Genomic DNA, 22118 nt, shown 5'->3' with positions numbered 1-22118 from the left:
CGTGCTTTCTCACCTGCGGGTCATGCTGGATTACGCGCGTCTCGCGCTGACGCCCTCTGCCCAGCGATAAGGCTGAGTCGCAAGAAGCGCGCCGATCGAGCGGCGGAGGCGGGAGACTTCTGCACGCACCGTGACCAGATGCTCGGCATCGCCGTAGAGCGTGCGACTGAGATCGGCAGCGCTGATTCCAGAAGGCCCCGCCGAGGTGATCGCGGCGAGGACCTGCGCACGCCGTGGCGTGAGCGGAACGGTGACCGGATCACCGCCGGAGTTGATCTCGAGCACCGCGGGTTGGCTTGTCTGTCGCAGCGTGACCGAGACTTGTGCATCGTCGACAGTCTCTGCTGGTCTCAACAGCCACCCGCCGGTGATCTTCTCCGGCAGGCATAGTCCAGCGCCGGGGATGAGGATCGTGCGGTCAGGTGCCGGCACTTCGATCCGATCGCGGCTGCGCACACCCTGCTGATAGGCGACCCATCCATCGTCGTCGACGACCAGCGCAGGACCGTGACTGCCGCTGAGGACAATGGACATGCGATTCCGCAAACTGCTCAGCTGCTCCTGCTGGATGAGCGAGAGCCTCGCCTGCGCCAGGTGAACGGCAGTCGTGACCAGAGACTGAACAGCAGGATGAAGAGTGAGTGCAGGCCCGCTGATGTCCACGACCCCGAGGAGCCTGCCGTCTACTGGGTCATGGATGGGAACCGCACTGCAGTACCAGGGGTGCTGTGACGTTTCGAAGTGCTCGGCGGAGAACAGCTGAACTGGAGCTTCCTCGGCCAGAGCTGTGCCGATGGCATTCGTGCCCACCTTGGACTCGGACCAGTGGGCGCCTTCGGCGAATCCGAGAACATCAGCCTGACGTCTGGCCGCGGTGGCTCCGTCGCGCCACAAGATCACGCCCTCGGCATCGGCGACGACGAGGATGAAGCTGCTGGCATCGGGCATCCTCAGAAGCACAGATTTCAGTTCTTCGACGATCAGGCGAAGCTTCGATCTGTGCCTACGGGACTCGACGTCCGCCTCGGCGGAGAAGATTCTGCGATTGTCACCAGCCGGGTCAAGACCCAGGCGCAGCATTCGGTCCCACGAGCGCGCAACGAGCGCTCGCGGTTGCTCCGGCGGTGAACCGCCGGTGATCACGGCATCGTGAATGCGTGTCAGATCTCTGGCGAGATGCGCCAGATCCGGCTGAGGCATATGACGAGTATAGGTGCGGTCGTCGGCACTGACCATGCAACTCGATGCAACTCTTCCGCGGCTGTTCTTGGCGGGATAGCTTGAGGACACACAGCTCAACGAAGAGGAGTGACATGACAACGACAATTGATCGCACACAGCTCACCGCCGATGACATTGCGACCGAGTGGCTCAGCAGCTTCGAATCTGCACTGCGGGTGCGTGACATCGAAGCAGCAGTGGGACTGTTCGCCACCACGAGTTACTGGAGGGATCTCGTGTCTTTCACGTGGAATCTCAATACGGTGGAGAACCATGACGGGGTCAGGGACATATTGACCGTGAACGCGGACCGGGTCTCGCCATCCGATTTCGAGCTCAGCGATCCCGCCACCACCGCCGACGGAGTCACCGAAGCATGGTTCACCTTCGCCACCTCTGTCGGCCGCGGCAAGGGTCTGGTGCGACTCATCGACGAGGACGGGACCAAAGCATGGACCATGCTCACCTCGTTGCAAGAATTGACAGGTTATGAAGAACCTCGCGGAGACCGACGGGTCAAGGGAGCCGAACACGGCGTCGATCCTGCGCGGAAGAGCTGGTCGGAGAAGCTTGCAGAGGAGGACGCAGCCTGGGGAGACACCGCGCAGCCGTATACTCTCGTCGTCGGCGGGGGACAGGGCGGCATTGCGCTCGGCGCTCGCCTGCGTCAGATGGGAGTCCCGGCGCTCGTCATCGATCGGTGGGAACGGCCGGGAGACCAGTGGCGTTCACGGTACAAGTCGCTGTGCCTGCACGACCCCGTGTGGTACGACCACCTGCCCTATCTCAAATTCCCCGATAACTGGCCCGTATTCGCGCCCAAGGACAAGATTGCCGATTGGTTGGAGTTCTACACCAAGGTGATGGAGATTCCTTACTGGTCATCGACGACTGCGAACTCGGCGAGGTATGACGAGGAGGCCAAAAAGTGGACGGTGGAAGTCGACCGCGACGGTAAGAATGTGACGCTCAACCCGGCGCACCTGGTAATGGCCACGGGGATGTCGGGCAAACCGAATGTCCCATCCTTCCCTGGTGCCGACATATTCAGAGGAGAGCAGCAGCATTCCTCGCAGCACCGGGGTCCCGACGCCTATACGGGCAAGAAGGTCGTCGTCATCGGCAGCAACAACTCCGCCTTCGACATCTGCGGCGCTCTTTACGAACACGGGGCCGATGTCACGATGGTGCAGCGCTCGAGCACACACATCGTCAAAAGCGACTCCCTCATGGAGATCGGGCTCGGCGACCTCTACTCGGAGAAGGCGCTGGCCAACGGCGTGACGACCGAGAAGGCGGACCTGATCTTCGCTTCCTTGCCGTATCGGATCATGCACGAATTCCAGATTCCGCTCTACGACCAGATGAAGGAACGCGACAAGGATTTCTACCAGCGCATGGAAGACGCCGGTTTCGATCTCGACTTCGGCGACGACGAGTCCGGGCTCTTCCTCAAGTACCTGCGCCGCGGCTCGGGCTACTACATCGACGTCGGTTCGGCAGAACTCGTCGCCGACGGCAAGGTGAAGCTGGCCAAGGGAGACGTCGATCATCTGACCGAGACCTCTGTGGTCCTCGCCGATGGGACCGAGCTGCCTGCGGACCTCGTCGTCTATGCCACCGGATATGGGTCAATGAACGGCTGGGTGGCCGACCTCGTCGATCAGGAGACGGCGGACAAAGTGGGCAAATGCTGGGGCCTGGGCTCGGACACTGCCAAGGACCCCGGCCCATGGGAGGGCGAGGAGCGGAACATGTGGAAGCCCACTCAGCAGGAGAACCTGTGGTTCATGGGCGGCAATCTTCACCAGTCGCGGCACTACTCGCTGTACTTGGGGCTCCAGCTCAAGGCTCGATTTGAGGGGTTGGATACCCCGGTGTACGGGGTGCAGGAGGTGCACCACTTGAGCTGAGGCGACGCATCGGTGAGGTGGGAAATCGTATGCACGATCAGTATTGCGTCGAGTGTGCTGCTAGGCGCGCTTACCTGACTCTGCGAGTGATCGCAAGGATTCGGATCATGAGTGGGACCGCGACGACGACGGCAGCGATGTGCACAATTCTGATGAGGATGATCAGCGTTATTGAGGCGTCCGCGGTGGCGAGCAGTGAACCTATATCACTGTCGGTGAAGAGCCAGGTCAACGGTTCGGCGATCAGCGACGCCATGCCGACGACGCCGAGTCCCACGATGAGCACCACCGCCGCCCACCTGTGACCGCGGGCGAAGGCGAGTACGAGGCCGGCGACAACAGCGTAGATTCCGAGGCGGAGAAGGATTGCCGGTCCTTCTCCGCTGAGGTCCTCCGCTTCCCACAGGTGGGCGATCATCTCTGCGACGCCTGCCGCCAAGGCGATGAAGAGGGCCACGACCGAGAGGTGCCGCAGGCGTTGAATCCGGTCGGTTGCGGTGCTCGCGGGAAGGGGGCGGTTGTCCGTTGGGCGCACGACGATTCTCGTTTCTTCCAGGGGCGGTTGTCGACGTCCACCATGTGAACATGCAAGATCCGACTCGAGAATCACTCGCAGGTACTCGATTGATGCCGGGCACCTAGCTCTGAGGGTGGAGGCTCCGCATGCGCGGACGAAGCTCGCCGAGGCGATCCCTGCCCCGGGGTGCGGTGTTAAAGCACCGGTGAGCTGTCTACAGTCCCAACCGTGCCAGGACGTTCTTGACGTGGGCGAGGGCCTCGTCCTGGGACAGCCCGAAATTCTGATTGAAGTACATGCCGTCGCCGATGAGCTGGATCGTCATGGCCATATCGGCATCGCCGAGGTGATTGTTGAGTGCGTTGAACCAGGCCTCACGGGTCCTGCGCAGAGCGCTCTTCGCCTCGTCGTTCTCCTGTGCCAGACAGCTGGCGGCGATGAGGCTGCGGTCCAGAGGCGTTCCGATCTCAGCCGAGGTCTCGAGGTAATAGAGGTGGAGGCGCTCGCCGGCGGCCTTCATCGACTCGACATCCTCATCAACGAGCCTGTCGAGCCGCTCAAGGCTTCCCTTGATCAGCTCCGCCTTCGAGCCGTAGTGGTAAAGCAGGCCTCCCTTGGACACACCGGCCTTTGCCGCGACCGCATCCAGGGTTGCGCCGGAGATGCCCTGCTTGTCCAAGAGGATGTCGAAGGCGTCGAGGAGCTTCTCTTTGGTGTCGGTGGAGTTGCGTGCCATAGCGCCGAGCCTAGCCGAAGCCCGCAGGCCAATCATCGTCTGCGACCTATCTTGCCTACTGTACCGTCTAGACGGTACAGTAGATTTCATGTTCACCACACAGACACCACAAGTGCGCGCCGGCCGGCGCGAATGGGCTGGCCTGGCTGTGCTGATGATTCCTGTTCTGCTCATCTCGATCGACAACACCGTCTTGGGATTCGCTATACCGGCCATCAGCACCGGACTCCATCCCACAGGTACCCAGCTCCTCTGGATCGTCGATATCTATGCACTCATGCTCGCAGGCCTGCTCGTGGCCATGGGCAGCATCGGCGACCGGGTCGGACGCCGCAAACTGCTCATCATCGGCGCCTTCGGCTTCGGCTTGGCTTCACTGTTGGCGGCATACTCGACGTCACCGGAGATGCTCATCCTTGCTCGCGCACTGTTGGGCATTTTCGGCGCCACGCTGATGCCCTCGACCCTCTCGCTCATTCGCAATATCTTCTTCCACGACAAGGACCGCCGCGTCGCGATCGCCACCTGGGCTGCCATGTTCAGCGGCGGTGCCGCGCTCGGGCCCATCGTCGGCGGAATCCTGCTCGAGCACTTCCATTGGAGTTCGGTCTTCTTCATCAACCTGCCGCTCATCGCGCTCTTCATCCCGGCGGCTCTTCTGCTGCTGCCCGAATCGCGTGATCCGAACCCGGGCCGAATCGATCCGCTGTCGATCGGGCTGTCGATGCTCATGCTCGCCCCGCTCGTCTTCGCCATCAAGCACGTCATGGCCGATGGCGTGGACATGCTCTTCTGGGCCAGTCTCGCGGTCACCGTCATTGCGGGAACCGGCTTCGTCATGCGGCAGCTCGCCTCGGCGAACCCGATGCTCGATGTCAGGCTCTTTGCCGACAAGATCTTCACCTCGGCAGTGCTGTCCAACCTGCTCAGCGTCATGGGACTGGCGGGCTTCCTGTATTTCGGTACGCAGCTGCTCCAGCTGGTGCTCGGACTCTCCCCGGTCGAAGCTGCACTAGTCCTCGTGCCCGGCCTCATCACTTCGATCGTCGCCGGTTACACCGCGGTGCCGATCATCGCCCGACTGCAACCGCGCGTGGTCGTGCCCTGTGCCCTCGTGCTCAACTCAGTCGGTCTGGGGATCGTAGCTTTCACGCCCGAACATTCGGTGGCAGGCATGCTCATCTCCTTCCTCATCCTCGGTGTGGGACTCGGTACCGCAGAGGTCATCACGAACGATCTCATCCTGTCTGCAGTGCCCGCGAACAAGGCCGGAGCCGCCTCGGCGATCTCCGAGACTGCGTACGAATTCGGATCTGTCATGGGAACCGCCGTCCTCGGGGGACTCACGACCATGGTCTACAGCTCTCAACTGCAGTCAGCGCTCGGGGCCAAGGCTGCTGGAGCCGAATTCGAGACCCTCGGTTCAGCCCTCGAACATGCGAGCGCCAAAGGGGGACGTCTTGGCGAACAGATCGCCGAGGCGGCTGTGACGTCCTTCGACCTCGGCGTCCAATGGGCGGCGGGGGCTGCGGTCGTCCTGGTGCTCATCGCTGCGGTCCTCACGTCCTTCGGCCTCAAGGGTGCGGGCCGGACTCGGGACCCAGCCTGAAGCTCGGCACCACGGCCGAGAAGACTTTGAGATCATCGCGCTGAACTAACAGAGGCGTTCGTCGGGGCCGCGACGGGAATCGCGCTGGCCTGAACCCACTGAACCCACTGAACCCGGCGGGCATCCCCGAATGCTTGGGGGGAATAGGCAATCACTGTCCACAGATGGTCGTCGGCGGGGCGGAATGCGAACGTCTTTCCACAGTGAATGCGCCGGTGGCCCGGGCCGAAGGGGGATTCTCCTTCGGCCCGGGCCACCGAACGCGTCTGGCGTCACGCCCGCCGCGTCACCTCACATCATGAGCTGAACGATTCGCTGTTCCGAGGCACCGTCTCGGCGACATTCTTCTGTCGCCTGCGTGCCAGCACTCGGCCGATGCCCGTGTAGAGCAGCGCACCGATGAGGATGACGTAGAGGACGATCGTGATCGGTGAGGACACGAGGACCGAGACATCGTTGCCCGAAGCCAGCAGGGCATCGCGCAGGCTGGACTCGGCCAGCGGGCCGAGGACCATGCCGATCATCAGCGGCGCCAGCGGTACACCGTAGCGCTTGAGCACGAAGCTGATGATGCCGATTCCCAGCAGGATCATGAGCTCGAACTGCGACGCCGAGGTGGCATAGATGCCCAGCCCGCAGAACACCGCGATGCCGCCGTAGAGGTAGGGATCCGGGATCTTGAGCAGCTTCGCCCACAAGGGAGCGAAGGGCAGGTTGATGATGAGCAGGACGATCATGGCGATGAAGAAGCTCGCCAGCAGACCCCAGACGAGTTCCGGAGACCGATCGAAGAGCAGCGGTCCTGGCTGCAGGCCGTACTGTCGGAATGCGGCAAGCATGATCGCAGCCGTCGCGGAGATCGGCAGGCCCAGAGCCAGCAGAGCGCCCATTGCAATACCGGTGGTGGCAGAACCCGCAGACTCGGGGCCAGCCAGGCCGCGGATGGCGCCCTTGTCACCGAACTGCGGATCCTTGCGCTTCGAGTCGAGCTTGCGCTCGAGGCCATAGGACATGAACGTCGGCACATCGGCACCGCCGACTGGGATCACGCCGAAGGGCAGACCGATCGCAGTGCCGCGCAGCCACGCGGGCAGCGCCTCGCCGAACTCCTTGCGGGAGAGGAATGGGCGACCCGATGAGTTGATCGTATTGTCGTTGACCTTGCGGCGGATCCGGGAGGCGATGAAGAAGACCTCGCCCAGGGCCAGGATCGCCACGGTCACCGTGACCAGTGAAACTCCGTCGAAGAGTTCGGGGACACCCATGGTGAAACGCTCGGTGCCGGAGACCGAATCGATGCCGATGACCGAGAAGCCGATGCCGAGCACGAGAGCCATGAGGCCCTTGAGAACAGAGTCCGCAACGACCGACGAGGTTGCCACGAATGCGAACAGGGCGAGTGCGAAGAACTCGGCGGGACCGAAGTTCGTCGAGAAGTCCGCCAGAGCAGGCGCAACGAAGACGACCAGGAAGCAGGAGATGAACCCGCCGATGAACGCACCGATCGCGGCCGTGGCCAAAGCCTGGGGTGCTCGCCCGTTGCGGGCCATCTTGTGGCCTTCGAACGTCGAGGCGATCGCCGAGGCCTGGCCGGGGGTGTTCATGAGGATGGCCATGGTGGAGTCACCGAAGAGACCACCGAAGTAGACGCCGGCGAACATGATGAATGCGCCGGTCGGGTCGAGTGCGAAGGTCATCGGCAGCAGCAGGGCCACGGCCATCGACGAGCCCAGGCCCGGCAGGACGCCGACGGCGGTGCCGAGGAAGCAGCCGACGAGGACCCACAGCAGGTTCATCGGCGTCAGCGCATGTGTGAAACCTTCGAAGAGGGACATGAGAGCGTCCATATCAGAAACCACCTCCCAGAATTCCCGAAGGAAGATTAAGCCCCAGCAGCACCGAGAACGCGATGTAGACCAGGGAAGAGAATGTCAGTGCCATAGTCAGGTCGAACAGGGGTCGCTTTGAGCCCATCGACCTGGCCACGCACCAGAACAGGAGTGCCGCGGCGAGGATCCACCCGGCGAACTCGAGGATGAGGGCGAAGGCTGCGAATCCGCCGGCGCTCCAGGCCAGAGACACGAAGTCGCTGTGCGTGCGGTGGCGCGAATCGGCGACCCGCGCCTCGGCGAGTGCCTTGCGATCCTGAGCCGGTTCATCCTCGACATGCGGGTCGAGACGTGAGGCCGACACCGCGGAAGTCACAGGTGTCGAGAACGCCTTCTGCTCCTCCACCTCGGCGGGGAGATCATCATCGACATCGACGGGTTCGGGATTGCGGATATAGGCGATCGTCAGCAGGATCGTGAGCACGTAGCCGACGATCATGATGATCATAGGGAAGAACTGCGGTCCGGGCAGATCAGTGTCCTCGGCAATGTCCATCGTGATGATGCCGATGAGCAGGTAGGTCGAGAACCCTGCCATGATGAGGGGGACCAGGAGACCTGATCGACCCTGCCACCAGGTCCCGGCGCCGAGGTGAGCCGTCCTGGTTCTCTTCTTCGTTGACGTCTGAGCACTCACAGTCCCAACTCCTTCAGCAGCTTCTCGATCCGGGAGGTGTCCTCTTTGATGAATTCAGCGAACTCATCACCTGTCTGCCACACGTCCGTCCATTTGTTGCGTTCGAGGGCATCTGCCCATTCCGCGCTGTCGCGAGTCTGCTTGAGAATGTCGACAAGCTGTGGGGCCTCGTCCTCGGTGATGCCTGGTGCGCCGAGCCAGCCGCGCCAGTTGGTCAGCGTCACCTTGTAGCCCTGTTCGGTCATCGTGGGTACGTCGTCGAAGCCGGCGATGCGCTTCGGTGCGGCCACGCCGATTGCTTTGACTCGGCCGGCTTCGATCTGGTCAGAGACCTCGTTGAAGCCACAGGACGCGAAGTCCGTGGTGCCCGAGAGCAGTGTTTGGATCGCTTCACCGCCGCCGGATTTGGGAATGTAGGTGATGCTCGAGGCAGGGATGTCGGCCAGCAGTGCCAGCTGTGCGATCGTGAGGTGATCGACTGAACCGGCGGAGCCGCCGGTCCAGACGAACCCTTCCGCATCCTTCTTCCAGGCGCTGATGACGTCGTCGATCGTGTTGTAGGGGGAATCGGCGGCGGCGATGAGCACGTCGTAGTCCTCCGCTACCCTGGCGAGCAAGGTGGTGTCATCGAACCCAACGGGCGACTTGTTGAGCGCAATGCCGCCGACCATCGCGGTGCCTGTGGCCAGAATGGTATCGGCCTGCCCGCCCATGGTGGAGAACTTGCCGAGACCGATGGTGCCACCGGCTCCGGGGATGTTGACGACCTGGGCGTTGTTGGCCAGCTTATTCGCGCGCATGGCCTGCTGGGTCTCCCGGGCGAACCCGTCCCAACCGCCACCGGCACCGGCTGGTGCGATGAGCGTGAGGTTGGAGGAGAGATCACCCTTGGCCGATGCGGCTCTGACCGAGTAGGTGGTGGCCGTCCCGATGGCTGCCACTGCGATTGCGCCGTAGGTGATTCGGCCGAACATGCGCCGAGTCGGATGGGGCGGCGCGGACCCCGGATCTGCGCCAGGACCTGAGGCGGATTGGTTCGTCATTGACCAAACTTTCATATCTGTTGTGAACTGCATGTGAGGCTCGTCATAGCTTAGATTGATGCAGGTCACATTACGCGCTTGTGCGCACTGATCGCGTTCTGCTCATTCTGCTCACTCGATGGTACGGGACTGGAACGTGGCAAGGGCATCCGGTCCCAGCGGTGCTTCTGGTGCTTCGTCGTCCTGTACTGCGTCGTCGGTGTCGAAGTAGCTAGGCTGGGACCATGAACGACACTGCCCCCAGCGCCCCTGTGGCTAAGAAGATCCCCCAACAGCGCACCCACCATGGCCACACCTTCGTCGACGACTATGAATGGATGCGCGAGAAGGAGTCCCCGGAGGTCATCGCCCACCTCGAAGCCGAAAACGAGTGGACGAGCACGCAGACATCCGGGCTCGGGCCGCTGCGCGAATCGATCTTCACCGAGATCAAGACCCGCATCAAGGAAACAGACATGTCGGTGCCGACCAGGCGCGGGAACTACTGGTATTTCTCCCGAACGAAGGCCGGCCTCGACTACGGGATCAGCGTTCGCGCGCCCATCGCGGATGTCGACGACTGGACTCCGCCCGAGGTCGGCGAGGAGGCGCTTCTCGGCGAAGAGGTCATCTTCGACTCGAACATCGCCGCCGAAGGCCAAGAATTCTTCTCGCTGGGCACCTTCTCGCTGACCGACGACGGCCGGTATCTGCTCTTCGGCGTGGATAATTCCGGCGACGAGCGGTACACACTGAGACTGCGCGACCTGAGCACAGGCGAGGATCTGACCGACACCGTCGACGGCACATTCGCCGGAGCCTCGATCGACCCCACCGGCCGCTACGTCTTCTACACCACCGTCGACGAGGCTTGGCGACCAGAGAAGGTCTGGCGTCACAGTGTCGGCACCGACAGCAGCGACGATGTCTGCATCTTCCACGAGCCCGACGAGCGCTTCTTCGTCGGCTCGGGATTCTCCCGCTCGGGCAAATACATGTTCATCGTCACCGGGTCCAAGACCACCACGGGCTTCTGGTCGCTTGAAGCCGATGACCTCGAATCCGCACCGCAGGTCGTCTGGCCCCGCGTCGACGGGGTCGAATACTCTGTGGAGCACGCGATCATCGCCGGTGAGGATCGCTTCCTCATCACGCACAACCAGGAGCGCGAGGACTTCGACATCGTCGACGTGCCCGTCTCCGATCCAGCCGGTACAGCACGTGAAAGCGTCGATGCCGTCGACGAACCGGACATCGTCGCCGATCCGACCTCCATCGGTCGTCCGCTGCTCGCTGACGTCGACGGGCTGCGCATCGAAGATGTCGATGCCTTCGCGAGCTTCATCGTCGTCAGCTATCGCCGCGGCGGATTCGCCCGAGTCGGCATCATCGAGTTGGCCGCGCATGAGCAGCCCACGTCCGGTGACACCGCATCGCCCTTCGGCCCTTTGCAGGAACTGCCCTTCTCGCGAGAGACCGGAACCTTGGGATTCGCCGGCAATCCCGAGTTCACACAGACGAGCATCCGACTGCTCTTCACCTCCATGTCCACGCCCGCTGTGATCTATCAGCACAGCGTGGCAGACGGCACTGACACGGTCCTCAAGCGCCAGCCCGTCCTCGGCTCGGTCGACCTCGACCGCTACAGCGAATCCCTCGTCTGGGCCAGTGCCGAGGACGGAACGCAGGTTCCGATCTCCCTGGTCTATCGCACCGACCTCATCGCACTTGCCAACGGCACCACCACCTCGGCGACCACCTCGGCGAGCACCTCGGCGAGCACCACCTCGGCGAGGGAAACCGAAGTCCACGAAGCAGCCCCCGTCGAGCCTGCGCCTCTGGTGCTCTACGGGTACGGCTCCTATGAGATGAGCATGGACCCGTACTTCTCCGTGTCTCGGCTCTCCCTGCTCGACCGCGGGGTCGTCTTCGCCATCGCCCACGTGCGCGGCGGCGGCGAGATGGGCCGCCATTGGTACGACCAGGGCAAAACCACAACGAAGAAGAATACTTTCACTGACTTCATCGCCGCCGGACGCCACCTCGTCGCCGAGGGGTGGACGAGCCCGGACAGGCTCGTTGCCACAGGGGGATCGGCCGGAGGCCTGCTGATGGGAGCGGTGACGAACATGGCACCGGATCTCTTCGCCGGGGTCAGCGCTCATGTGCCCTTCGTCGACGCACTGACCTCGATCCTCATGCCCGAACTTCCGCTGACCGTCATCGAATGGGAGGAATGGGGAGACCCACTCCATGACCAGGACGTCTATGAGTACATGCGCTCCTATTCTCCCTACGAGAACGTCGCCGAGGTGGCCCATCCGAAGATCTTGGCCGTGACCTCGCTCAACGACACCCGAGTCCTCTACGTCGAACCGGCCAAATGGGTCGCCCGACTGCGTGAGGTCGGAGCCGATGCACTGCTCAAGACCGAAATGGTCGCCGGTCACGGGGGCGCGTCGGGACGTTACGACTCCTGGAAGGAAACCGCTTTCGACTTCGCGTGGATCCTTGATGTGCTGGGTCGATCGGACGTCGACATCGATGCCTGATCCTCTGGCACGGCGTCCCCGCGGGAACGCCGTGCCAGGACGCTTGGATGGCGGATGTGCGGCGCCAGGGGACGTTTGTCGCGACAGATAACAATACTGGGACGATTGTCTCCAAAACATTGTTTTGGTCGGTCGTGTCAGCGGCGCCCAATAGAGTGGTTGTCATCACAGTCGCACCCCTGACCGACTGCGGAATCAGAATGATCTGAGCTGCGTCGGTGCGTGGGGCGTCTGCAGTTCCACGTGCGGCCCACCGATGGGTCCGACCGGGAACAAGTGACAGGGTTCGTTCCGGTTCTGCGCAGGTGGACCGGTTTATTCAAAGGGGAGAAGAATGCGTCTCAGGCATCTGGCCACAGCGATTGTGGCGGTGAGTTCGGTTATTGCGGTGTCAGCATGTTCGGGCGGAGACGGCTCCAGCGGTGGCGGGGAAGGCGGCGATTCCTACTCGATCGGCATCTCCCAGCTGGTTCAGCACCCGGCACTCGACGCGGCCAGCGCAGGATTCAAGAAGTCCTTCGAAGATGCCGACGTCACCGTCGAATGGGACGAGCAGAACGCTCAGGGCGAGCAGGCCAACGCGACTTCGATCGCGCAGACATTCGCCAACGAAGACCTCGACCTCGTCCTCGCAGTGGCCACCCCCGCAGCACAGGCAGCCGCACAGGCAATCACCAACGTTCCTGTGCTCTTCACTGCCGTCACCGACGCCCAAGAAGCCGGCCTCGTGAAGTCCGACGATGCACCGGGAGCCAACGTCACCGGCACCTCCGACCTCAACCCGGTCGCCGAACAGCTCCAACTGGTCAAGGATCTCAAGCCTGATGCCAAGACTGTCGGCATCGTCTACAGCTCCGGCGAGGTCAACTCGGAGGTGCAGGTGGAGCTCGCGAAGAAGGCCGCGAAGGACATGGGCGTCGAGATCAAGGAAGCCACGATCGCCAACTCCAGTGAGCTGGCGCAAGCAGTGGACTCCCTCGGCAAGGTCGACGCCTACTATGTTCCGACCGACAACAACGTCGTCTCCGCCGTCACCACCATGGTCCAGGCAGCTGAGAAGAACAAGGCGCTCCTCGTCGGTTCTGAAGCGGGTCAGGTGGAACAGGGTGCGGCGATCACTCGCGGCATCGACTACACGAAGCTGGGCGAACAGACCGGCAAGATGGCACTGAAGATCCTCCAGGATGGTGAGAAGCCAGCCGACATGCCAGTGGAGACCAGCTCCGACCTCGAGCTCGTCGTCAACCCGAAGGCCGCCAAGGCCCAGGGTGTTGAGATCCCGAAGAAGATCATCGACGAAGCCGACAAGGTCATCGACTGATCGGCCCCCGTCGCCGGCCGCGTCACGGGACCGGTCGGCGACACCTATCCACGCCTCACATCACCACCTGATCGGAAACACATGTTCGGAGCACTGGAACTCGGGCTCATCTACGGAGCGATGGCGCTCGGGGTCTACCTGACCTTCAAGGTTCTCAACTTCCCCGACCTCACCGTCGACGGAAGCTTCACCACGGGTGGTGCCACCGCAGCCTCCTTGATCATCGCCGGGGTCAACCCCTTCCTGGCGACCCTGGCAGCCATCGGCGCAGGACTCATCGCCGGCTATATCACCGGACTCCTCCACACCAAGGGCGGCATCGACGGCCTGCTCGCCGGAATCCTGACGATGATCGGACTGTGGTCGATCAATCTGCGGATCATGGGCAAGGCGAATCTCCCGCTCCTGCGAGAAGACACCGTGTTCACCCCGCTGCGGGAGAACATGTGGCTGGGCACCTGGGTCTCCATCGCAGTGCTCCTCATCTTCACCCTGATTCTGAAATTCGCCATCGACTGGTTCCTCACCACCGACCTTGGCCTGGCGATCCAGGCCAACGGCAACAACAGACAGATGATCCGCAGCCTCGGCGTGAACACTGACAACACGACGATGCTCACCCTGGCCCTGTCCAACGGCTTCGTCGCACTCTGCGGCGCGCTCATCGCCCAATACCAGGGATTCTCCGACATCAGCATGGGCATCGGCCTCATCCTCGTCGGACTCGCCTCGGTCATCCTCGGGCAGGCAGTCTTCGGCAGCCGCAACATCTTCATGGCCAGCCTCGGAGCTCTCATGGGCTCGGTCATCTACCGCCTCATCATCTTCCTGGCGCTGCGTGCCGGCCTCGACACCAACGACATGAAGCTGACAACGGCACTGCTCGTCGTGGTCGCACTGCTGCTGCCCAGGTGGGGATTCCTCAAGCGAGTACCGTCGCTGAGATCGCGCGGCAACCGAGCCGTGTCAGGAGCTGCGGCAGTTGGCGATCCTGCGAACGAGGCGGGTGCCCAAGTGCCCGCTGGCACGGTCGACGTGCCCGCCGGGACCACCGACGTCCCGGCGGGGACGTCTGCAAGGACCGCAGGAACCGCTGCGGCGTCAGATCAGAAGGAGGACTGAGACACATGCTGAAGATCGACACCATCTCGAAGACTTTCTTCCCCGGCACCGTCAATGAACGCAAGGCCCTGCAGAATCTGTCGCTCGAGCTCGACGAGTCCGACTTCGTCACCGTCATCGGCTCCAACGGCGCAGGAAAGTCGACACTGCTCAACACGATCTCGGGCCGACTGCCCATCGACTCCGGATCGATCACGATCGACGGCGCCGAGGTGTCCCGGATGCCCGAATACAAACGGGCCAAATATCTGGGCCGGGTATTCCAGGACCCGATGGCCGGCACCGCACCGGACCTCACGATCGAACAGAACCTGTCTCTGGCACTCAAGCGCGGAAAAGCACGTGGGCTGGGACGAGGAACCACCTCGGCGAGGCGGGACCTGTTCAGCGATGAGCTTGCCACTTTGGAGCTCGGCCTGGAGAACCGGCTGAAGACCAAGGTGGGCCTGCTCTCCGGCGGACAGCGCCAGGCGCTGAGCCTGCTCATGGCCGGATTCACCCAGCCTCGCATCTTGCTCCTCGACGAGCACACAGCGGCACTCGACCCCCAGCGTGCGGCACTCGTGACGGACTTGACGCAGAAGATCGTGTCGAACGATGGGCTGACCACGCTCATGGTCACGCACAACATGGAACAGGCGATCGCGCTGGGCAACCGCCTCATCATGATGCACGAAGGCGAGATCATCTACCAGGCCTCGGCCGAAGAGAAGAAGACGCTGACGGTGAAGACGCTGCTGGGCGAGTTCTCCAAACTCAAGGGCGCGACACTGGGGGACCGGGCGCTGCTGAACTGACCTGGCGCCGGTCACCGTCGAGTGATGAATTCCTCGATGTCAGCTGCGACCTCGTCGGGATATTCGCCGGTGACGGCGTGTGAGGCGTCCTCATAGACATGCACCGCACCAGTACCCAGGGTTCGCTTTGCCGTGGCCGAGGCAGTTTCCGGGTCATGCATGACCGAGCGTCCCGCAATGATCGCGAGCACCGGCATCGGCAGGTCGGACAGCTGTCCTTCGGTGATCCGGGACGGCTGGGGCTTCTTCATAGCGTAATGATGCATCCCGGACTCGATCATGTCGGCTACCGGGACATCTTCGACCTCGATGCCGCCGGCGGTGTATGAATTGAACGCATCCCGTCCGGCCTTGGGCATCCACGGAACCGTTGCAGGGATCGCACGAAGGACCGTCTCCACTGGTATGCCGTCGAAGGTCTGGACGGGATCGATGAGGGTCAGGGTCCTCACATGCTCCGGATGACGGATGGCGAGATTGGCCGCTGTCCAACCCCCGAGCGAGAGCCCGACCAGGTTCACAGAATCCTCTGGAAGCGCAGCGATCGTCTCAGCGAGCCAAGCGGCCTCATCTTCGCTATCGGTGATCGGCGAACTCTGTACGCTCCGACCCGGTTCACCAAGGAGATCGAGGGTGTAGACATCGGCCGTCCGGAGCAGAGACGGCATGTTGTCTGCCCAGACCGGAGTCGATGAGGCGGTGCCGGGGAGCAGCATCATCGGCGCGGCGTCGCCGGTTCCTTCGAAGCGATAGACCCGGACGAATCCGAAGTCGGTGCGTATGTCCAAAGTGTCTGCTGGCTTCGGCATGCTGGCGAAAGCCTCGGTATAGGCGGAGTCGAACTCTTCCTCTCCCTCGGCGCTGTCCCAGTGGCCGACGGGCGCGGGAGCGCGGAGGAAGTACCCGATGGCAACCGCAGCAACAATGGCCGAGGCTATCGGCATGAGCACCCGGAAGCGCAGCATTCGGCGTCTGGGGGTTTGGGTATCGTGATCCGTCATCAGCGCTCCTCTACCGATCGGTCAGTGATTCAACCGTATAGTATGATTGCGTCATGGGACAAGACTCGGCAGAGGAGAAGACGAAGGATCGGCAGTCGACCTTCACACAACGCGCACGGCGCGCACAGATCATCGACGTCACGATCGAGCTGCTCGCCGAGCACGGATTCTCCGGTGTGTCACTGTCTCAGATCGCTGATCGTGCAGGGGTGACCAAGCCGACTGTCCTGTATCACTTCACCGACAAAGCCACTCTTGTCCGTGGCGCCTATCAGCATGTGCTCGACGCCATGGTCGAATCGGTCGGAGAAGCAGTGTCGTCTGCCGAGGTGGCCGAGAGGCCGAGGGTCTATGTGCGATCCATAGTCGCTCATTTCGTCAGTCATCGCAGTCACTCCCGACTGAGCGTCGAAGCGCTGATCCACGGTGGGGCAAGAACAGACAGTTCCGCAAGGTGGAAGCCGGTGGCTGAGCTCCTCAAAGCGGCACGTGAAGCGCGCGGAGTCAAGGGTCCGTCCGATTCGCGGACGGCTGCACTCATCATCGGCGGTGCCATTGACGCTGTCGTCGGCGAGGCACTCGAGGATCCGGGATACGACACCGCTGCTGCGAGCGAGGAGATCGTGGATCTCATCGAGGAGCGTTACCTCACCGACTGATCGGGGGCAGCGCAAACCTCCGTGCGATTGCGTGGGGCGCTGCAGCAATATGGCAGGATTCCTTTGAGAAGCTCTCAGGAAGCTGTTAAGGTCCGAAGCTATGGCACAGACGGGTATTTTTGGGGCAGACCTCTGTGCCTGGACCCTTTCTGCCACACGCACAGCACCTCATCCCACTGCCGGTTTCGCCAATGATTCCTGGGAAGGCGCAGCAATCGGGTGGTGCGGTTCAGAGCCTTAGGTCACTCTGGCAACTTTCGATCATCAGTTTCCTCGACGATTGAGAAAGGGCCATCGCTGCATGTCCGATGACTCCACACCAGACACATCCAGACCCACAGGAACAGACACCACGGGGACCGATGCTTCGGCAGCAGATGCTGACACCTCGGCGACCACCGCGCCGACCCTCGGCTCTGACGGTTCCGGCTCCCTGCGCCCCGAACGCAGAGCCTCACGCGAAAAGCTCAAGGCCGATGCCAGGCGTGTGAGCAAAGCGACGGGCAAGAGGCTGGGCAAGCTCGACTACAGTCGTCCCCGGCGTCCGGAAGATGCCGAGCCGGAGAACAACACTCAGTATCCGCACAACACCCACCCGATTCTGGTCCCGGGAATCGCGATCGACGAACAGCGTCGCCACTACTCCCTCGACAAGATCATCTTCGCCGTCGCCGGCACGCTGACAGTCGCCTTCGTCATCTGGGGCATCGTCGATTCGGACGGCGTCTCCACGGTGGCCACAGCCGCCTATAACTGGTCGACGTTGAACGTCGGCTGGTTCTTCAACCTCGTGGCGATCATCGTTCTCGTCGCGCTGATCATTCTCGCGTTCACCCCCTACGGCAAGATTCCGCTGGGCAAGGACGATGAGAAGGCCGAGTTCAGCACCTTCTCGTGGGTGGCGATGCTGTTCGCCGCCGGCATCGGGATCGGCGTGCTCTTCTTCGGACCATCGGAGCCGCTCACCTACTTCGTGTCCCCGCCGCCGATGACGAACGCTCCCGAAACCACCGAGGCACTGCACGGCGCCATGGCCCAGACATATTTCCACTGGGGCTTCCATGCGTGGGCAATGTACGCTCTCGTCGGCGGGGCGATCGCCTATGCTGCCTACCGACGCGGTCGCTCCCTGCTTCTGTCCTCGATCTTCCAGACGCTCTTCGGCAAGCGCCACACCGAAGGCCTCGCAGGAAAGCTCGTCGACATCTTCGCGATCGTGGCGACCCTGTTCGGCACCGCCGCGGCATTGGGGATCGCTGCGATGCAGATCGGCTCTGGCGTCAGCATCGTCAGCGGCGTCGGTGAGATGACGAACAACATGCTCGTCGTCATCATCTGCGTCCTCACTGTCGGCTTCATCATCTCCGCAGTCTCCGGTGTCTCGAAGGGCATCCGTTACCTGTCGAGCATCAACATCATCCTCACCGTAGGAATCGTGGGCCTCGTGCTCTTCCTCGGACCGACACTGTTCCTGCTCAACCTTCTCCCCTCGGCGCTGATGGAATACTTCGGCTCGCTCTTCGACATGATGGGCAAGTCACTGTCCTGGGGAGCGGAGACACAGGAGTTCCAATCCGTGTGGACGGTCTACTACTGGGCATGGTGGATCTCCTGGTCGCCGTTCGTCGGCACGTTCATCGCCCGCATTTCGCGCGGGCGCAGCATTCGGCAGTTCATCCTGGGCACGATCTTCATTCCCTCGACGCTTCTCTTCGTGGCCTACGGCATCATGGGCGGAACGTCGATCTGGATGTACCGAGAGGGCGCGCCCGGATTCACCGACAGCATGGCCGCCCCCGAGGTGTTCTTCACCCTCATCGACAATCTGCCCTTCGTCGAGTGGCTGCCCTTCGTCGCGATCGTCGTACTCGCCATCTTCTTCATCACATCTGCGGACTCTGCTTCGATCGTGATGGGAATGCTCACGAGTCGCGGTGACCAGGAACCCAGGAAATGGGTCGTGGTCTTCTGGGGTCTCGTGATGTCCGGCATCGCCGTGGTCATGCTGCTGCTGGGAAATGCCAATGCACTGGAAGGTCTGCAGCAGCTCGTGATCGTCACCGCAGTGCCGTTCGCGGTCGTCATGCTGTTCATCATCATCGCCTGGTTCAAAGAACTGCGCACCGACCCGCTGGCTCTGCGGCGACAGTACGCGCAGAACGCTGTGGACAATGCAGTGGTCGAAGGTGCCGACCGATTCGGTGACGACTTCGCGTTCCAGGTCGTGCAGACCGAACCGGGCGACGGTGCCAACGGCGGCATCGACTCCGAGCATGGGGACTACACCGATTGGTACCAGCGCACCAATGCCGACGGTGAGCCGGTCGGTTTCGACTACGAAACCGGCGAATGGGCCGACGGCTGGACTCCCGAGGAGGACGAGAGCGATGACCCCGGCACCACCTCGGCGAGTTCAGAGGTCGAGGGCAAGACGGAATCCCGTGTGACCGAGTGAGGTGTCCGGTGTCGCGGCCGAGCGTGCCGAGGTCCGGTACCTGCGGCAATACGAGTCATGGCACATATAGGATCCGCCACGCAGCACCGGTCGCTGGTCGAGTGCACTGAAGTGACTGCTCGTCCATTCCCATACGTTTCCGGTCGTGTTGTGCAGACCGAAGCCGTTGGGAGGAAACGCGTCGGCGGGAACGGTGCCGACCGGCGCCGTCGGTCCGCTGGGGAAGACACCGGCGAAGGTGTTCATGCGGGCCACGCCGTCGGGTTCGCGCACCGAACCCCAGGGGTAGGGTTGCTGCTCAAGGCCGCCGCGGGACGCGAACTCCCACTCGACTTCGGTCGGCAGCCGGGCACCCACCCACTGCGCATACGCCTCGGCGTCGGTGCGGGAGACATGGGTGACCGGATGCCTGGCCCACTGTTCGAGACTCGAAGCTTCGAGACTCGAACCAGTCACACCTGCCACACCGGTCGGCACGGGTCCGCCGGGGTGGAACCAGGTGGCCCCTGTGACCTGACGCCACCAGGGGGTAGCCTGCACAGAGGGAGAGATCTCGGCCAGACCTTCGGCCAACAGGCCAGTGAAGACCAAGGAGTCACCATGAGTTTCGGCATCGGTGCGATGACCCGTCGCTGCAACGAACGCGGCGAATTCTGCGACCGTGACGGTCGTCGCACCGATGGCGAAACCTTCGACGCCGACTTCGCGGACCGGGCCTTCACCGTCCTCGGGATAGGCCAGCGGGTCCTCGCTGCCCATAAGGAATGTGCCGCCGCTGAGGCCGATCATCGCCAGATCCCGCGGGGCCAGAGCCGCGAGCTCGATCAGCAGCAGCCGATCGGGAGTGGGCACGGGGGCCGATTCCCGGCTCGACGTTCGCACCTCGGCGGGGGATTCTTCTTCCTCAACACCCACCTCGGCGGACCCAGGACTGCCCTGGCTCGCTCCGACGGGCGAGTTCCGTGCCGGGCCACAGCATGAGGCCAATGTCGCCACCTTCAATCCATATCTAAGAACCGGTTTCGCAAGAATCTGTTCCATCTGACACACCTGCGCAGGTCTTCAACGCAGCTGACTTCGCAGATCATGCTTTCACAAGCAGACCATACGTTTTTGAGAAAGGACGTGACCAAGCATATGCAACCGCCGAACATCGTAGTGATCCAGGCCGACCAGATGGCCGCACAGGCACTGGGGGCCTACGGAGACACCGCCGCACTCACCCCGAACATAGACTCCCTGGCCGAGGACGGAGCGGTCTTCGATCGCGCCTACTGCAACACCCCGCTGTGCTCGCCCTCCCGGGCGTCGATGATGACCGGCCGGATGCCCTCCGACATCGACTGCCTCGACAACGGCGACGACTTCGCCGCCTCGGTGCCGACGTTCGCCCACCGCCTGCGCAAGCTCGGATACCACACCGCGCTCATCGGGCGGATGCACTTCATCGGCCCCGATCAGCACCACGGATTCGAAGAGCGCCTGACCACCGACGTCTACCCGGCCGATCTCGACATGGTTCCCGACTGGCAGCGTCCCCTCGACCAGAAGCTGCAGTGGTATCACGAAGCCGATCCGGTGTTCACCGCCGGTGCCGCGAAGGCGAACGTCCAGCAGGACTTCGACGACGAGGTGATCTTCCGGACCCTGCGTCACCTCAACGGACGAGTGCGCGCGAACCAGGCCGCCGGTGAGAACCAGCCGTTCCTCATGGTCACCTCGTTCATCCACCCGCACGACCCGTACGAGCCGCCGCGGGAGAACTGGGACAGATTCGCCGAGGTGGACATCCCGGACCCAGCCCACCCCGAGGTCCCCGACATCGCCGAGGACCCGCACAGCCACCGGCTGCGCACGATGAGCGGACTGGACAAGCGGGAACCGGGAACCGAGGACATCCGTCGGGCCCGCCGCGCCTATTATGCGTCGGTGAGCTACATCGACGATCACATCGGCAAGATCCGCCAGCGTCTGCGCGAGCTCGACCTGGAGGACAACACGGTCATCATCGTCACCAGCGACCATGGAGACATGCTGGGGGAGAAGGGCCTGTGGTACAAGATGTCCCCGTACGAGCAGTCCTCCCGCGTCCCGATCATCATCAACGGCCCCGCCGAGGCAGTCACGCCGGGTCGGTATGCCAACCCCGTCAGCCTCGTCGACCTGATGCCGACTCTGCTGGACCTGGCAGGAACCTCGGATCCCGATGCGACAGGTGTCTCCCTGTTCGAGTCCGCTCGACGGGAAGCCGCAGGAGAGATGGAACCTGCCGATCGTGATGTCATCATTGAGTACTTCGCCGAGGGCACATACCGACCGCAGGTGACGCTCATCCGCGGACAGTACAAGCTGACGATCTGCCCGGGAGATCCGGAGCTGCTCTTCGACCTCGAAACGGATCCGGACGAGCTGGTCAACCGTGCCGGTGACGCCGGATACGCGGAGCTCGTGGCCACGATGCGAGCCGAGCTCGATTCGCGTTACGACCTCGAGCATCTTGAGGAGCATGTGTTGGGCAGCCAGTCGAGCCGCCAGCTCGTCGCCGATGCGCTCAAGATCGGCACGGTCCGGCACTGGGACTACGATCCGGAACCCGAGAACGGCTACGTCCGCGGAGACTTCTGGACCGCGTTCAGGTTCGGAAAGATTCCCGACACCACCGCCTGA

Annotated in this window: 17 protein-coding genes; 9 read left to right on the top strand and 8 right to left on the bottom strand. The window is 62.7% G+C overall.

What is annotated here, in order from left to right; translation table 11 throughout:
• Positions 1–30: 30 nt before the first annotated feature.
• Complete coding sequence (locus FO013_RS16090) at positions 31–1200, bottom strand: GAF domain-containing protein (protein WP_186293163.1); 1170 nt, start codon at positions 1198–1200, stop codon at positions 31–33.
• A gap of 113 nt (positions 1201–1313) precedes the next feature.
• Between FO013_RS16090 and FO013_RS16085 the strand changes: the two genes are divergently transcribed.
• Positions 1314–3134: a flavin-containing monooxygenase gene (locus FO013_RS16085; RefSeq protein ID WP_143923582.1), complete on the top strand. Its 1821-nt coding sequence runs from the start codon at positions 1314–1316 to the stop codon at positions 3132–3134.
• 70 nt (positions 3135–3204) lie between these two features.
• On the opposite strand, the gene FO013_RS16080 is transcribed toward FO013_RS16085, so the two are convergent.
• Together FO013_RS16080 and FO013_RS16075 are read right to left on the bottom strand one after the other, a co-directional pair.
• Positions 3205–3669, bottom strand: a complete 465-nt coding sequence (locus FO013_RS16080; protein ID WP_143923581.1) for a hypothetical protein — start codon at positions 3667–3669, stop codon at positions 3205–3207.
• A gap of 196 nt (positions 3670–3865) precedes the next feature.
• Positions 3866–4387, bottom strand: coding sequence for a TetR/AcrR family transcriptional regulator (locus FO013_RS16075; RefSeq protein ID WP_143923580.1), 522 nt, complete (start codon positions 4385–4387; stop codon positions 3866–3868).
• Between the two features lie 88 nt (positions 4388–4475).
• Between FO013_RS16075 and FO013_RS16070 the strand changes: the two genes are divergently transcribed.
• Entirely contained in the window at positions 4476–5996 is a 1521-nt protein-coding gene (locus FO013_RS16070) for an MFS transporter (RefSeq protein ID WP_143923579.1), read from the top strand.
• 296 nt (positions 5997–6292) lie between these two features.
• Here FO013_RS16070 and FO013_RS16065 read toward each other — a convergent pair whose 3' ends face one another.
• The 3 genes from FO013_RS16065 to FO013_RS16055 are packed head-to-tail and all read right to left on the bottom strand — an operon-like array spanning position 6293 to position 9565.
• Positions 6293–7843 carry a tripartite tricarboxylate transporter permease gene (locus FO013_RS16065; protein WP_143923578.1) on the bottom strand — a complete coding sequence of 517 codons (1551 nt, stop codon included), beginning with the start codon at positions 7841–7843 and terminating at the stop codon, positions 6293–6295.
• A gap of 1 nt (position 7844) precedes the next feature.
• Positions 7845–8522, bottom strand: coding sequence for a tripartite tricarboxylate transporter TctB family protein (locus FO013_RS16060; protein ID WP_143923577.1), 678 nt, complete (start codon positions 8520–8522; stop codon positions 7845–7847).
• Positions 8519–9565, bottom strand: a complete 1047-nt coding sequence (locus FO013_RS16055; RefSeq protein ID WP_143923576.1) for a Bug family tripartite tricarboxylate transporter substrate binding protein — start codon at positions 9563–9565, stop codon at positions 8519–8521. Before FO013_RS16055 ends, FO013_RS16060 begins: the two co-directional genes overlap by 4 nt.
• Before the next feature lie 224 nt (positions 9566–9789).
• On the opposite strand from FO013_RS16055, the gene FO013_RS16050 reads away from it, so the two are divergent.
• From FO013_RS16050 to FO013_RS16035, 4 genes are all read left to right on the top strand, one after another.
• The gene (locus tag FO013_RS16050) at positions 9790–12096 is read left to right on the top strand and encodes a S9 family peptidase (RefSeq protein ID WP_143923575.1); all 2307 of its coding nucleotides are present in this window, start codon (positions 9790–9792) and stop codon (positions 12094–12096) included.
• 334 nt (positions 12097–12430) lie between these two features.
• Positions 12431–13417, top strand: coding sequence for an ABC transporter substrate-binding protein (locus tag FO013_RS16045; protein ID WP_143923574.1), 987 nt, complete (start codon positions 12431–12433; stop codon positions 13415–13417).
• A gap of 81 nt (positions 13418–13498) precedes the next feature.
• Positions 13499–14539, top strand: coding sequence for an ABC transporter permease (locus FO013_RS16040; protein WP_143923573.1), 1041 nt, complete (start codon positions 13499–13501; stop codon positions 14537–14539).
• A gap of 5 nt (positions 14540–14544) precedes the next feature.
• Positions 14545–15336 (top strand): ABC transporter ATP-binding protein, encoded by a 792-nt coding sequence (locus FO013_RS16035; protein ID WP_143923572.1) that lies wholly within the window; start codon positions 14545–14547, stop codon positions 15334–15336.
• Between the two features lie 11 nt (positions 15337–15347).
• Here FO013_RS16035 and FO013_RS16030 read toward each other — a convergent pair whose 3' ends face one another.
• Positions 15348–16337 (bottom strand): alpha/beta fold hydrolase, encoded by a 990-nt coding sequence (locus tag FO013_RS16030; RefSeq protein WP_143923571.1) that lies wholly within the window; start codon positions 16335–16337, stop codon positions 15348–15350.
• Between the two features lie 53 nt (positions 16338–16390).
• On the opposite strand from FO013_RS16030, the gene FO013_RS16025 reads away from it, so the two are divergent.
• Both FO013_RS16025 and FO013_RS16020 read left to right on the top strand, forming a co-directional pair.
• A complete protein-coding gene (locus FO013_RS16025) occupies positions 16391–16996 on the top strand; it encodes a TetR/AcrR family transcriptional regulator (RefSeq protein ID WP_143923570.1) in 606 nt (201 codons plus the stop codon).
• A 301-nt stretch (positions 16997–17297) separates the two neighbouring features.
• Positions 17298–19451 (top strand): BCCT family transporter, encoded by a 2154-nt coding sequence (locus FO013_RS16020; RefSeq protein ID WP_143923569.1) that lies wholly within the window; start codon positions 17298–17300, stop codon positions 19449–19451.
• Here the strand turns inward: FO013_RS16020 and FO013_RS16015 are convergent.
• Complete coding sequence (locus tag FO013_RS16015; protein WP_260848199.1) at positions 19410–20492, bottom strand: SUMF1/EgtB/PvdO family nonheme iron enzyme; 1083 nt, start codon at positions 20490–20492, stop codon at positions 19410–19412. The two genes, FO013_RS16020 and FO013_RS16015, sit on opposite strands and share 42 nt — an antisense overlap.
• An 84-nt stretch (positions 20493–20576) precedes the next feature.
• Here FO013_RS16015 and betC point away from each other — a divergent pair, with 84 nt between their 5' ends.
• Entirely contained in the window at positions 20577–22118 is a 1542-nt protein-coding gene (gene betC / locus FO013_RS16010) for a choline-sulfatase (RefSeq protein WP_260848198.1), read from the top strand.

The organism is Brevibacterium aurantiacum (assembly GCF_007558825.1).
In the GTDB taxonomy this organism is placed as follows: domain Bacteria; phylum Actinomycetota; class Actinomycetes; order Actinomycetales; family Brevibacteriaceae; genus Brevibacterium; species Brevibacterium aurantiacum_A.
The sequence above is the reverse complement of the archived record's forward strand: the minus strand, read 5'-3'. Positions and strand labels throughout refer to the sequence as shown.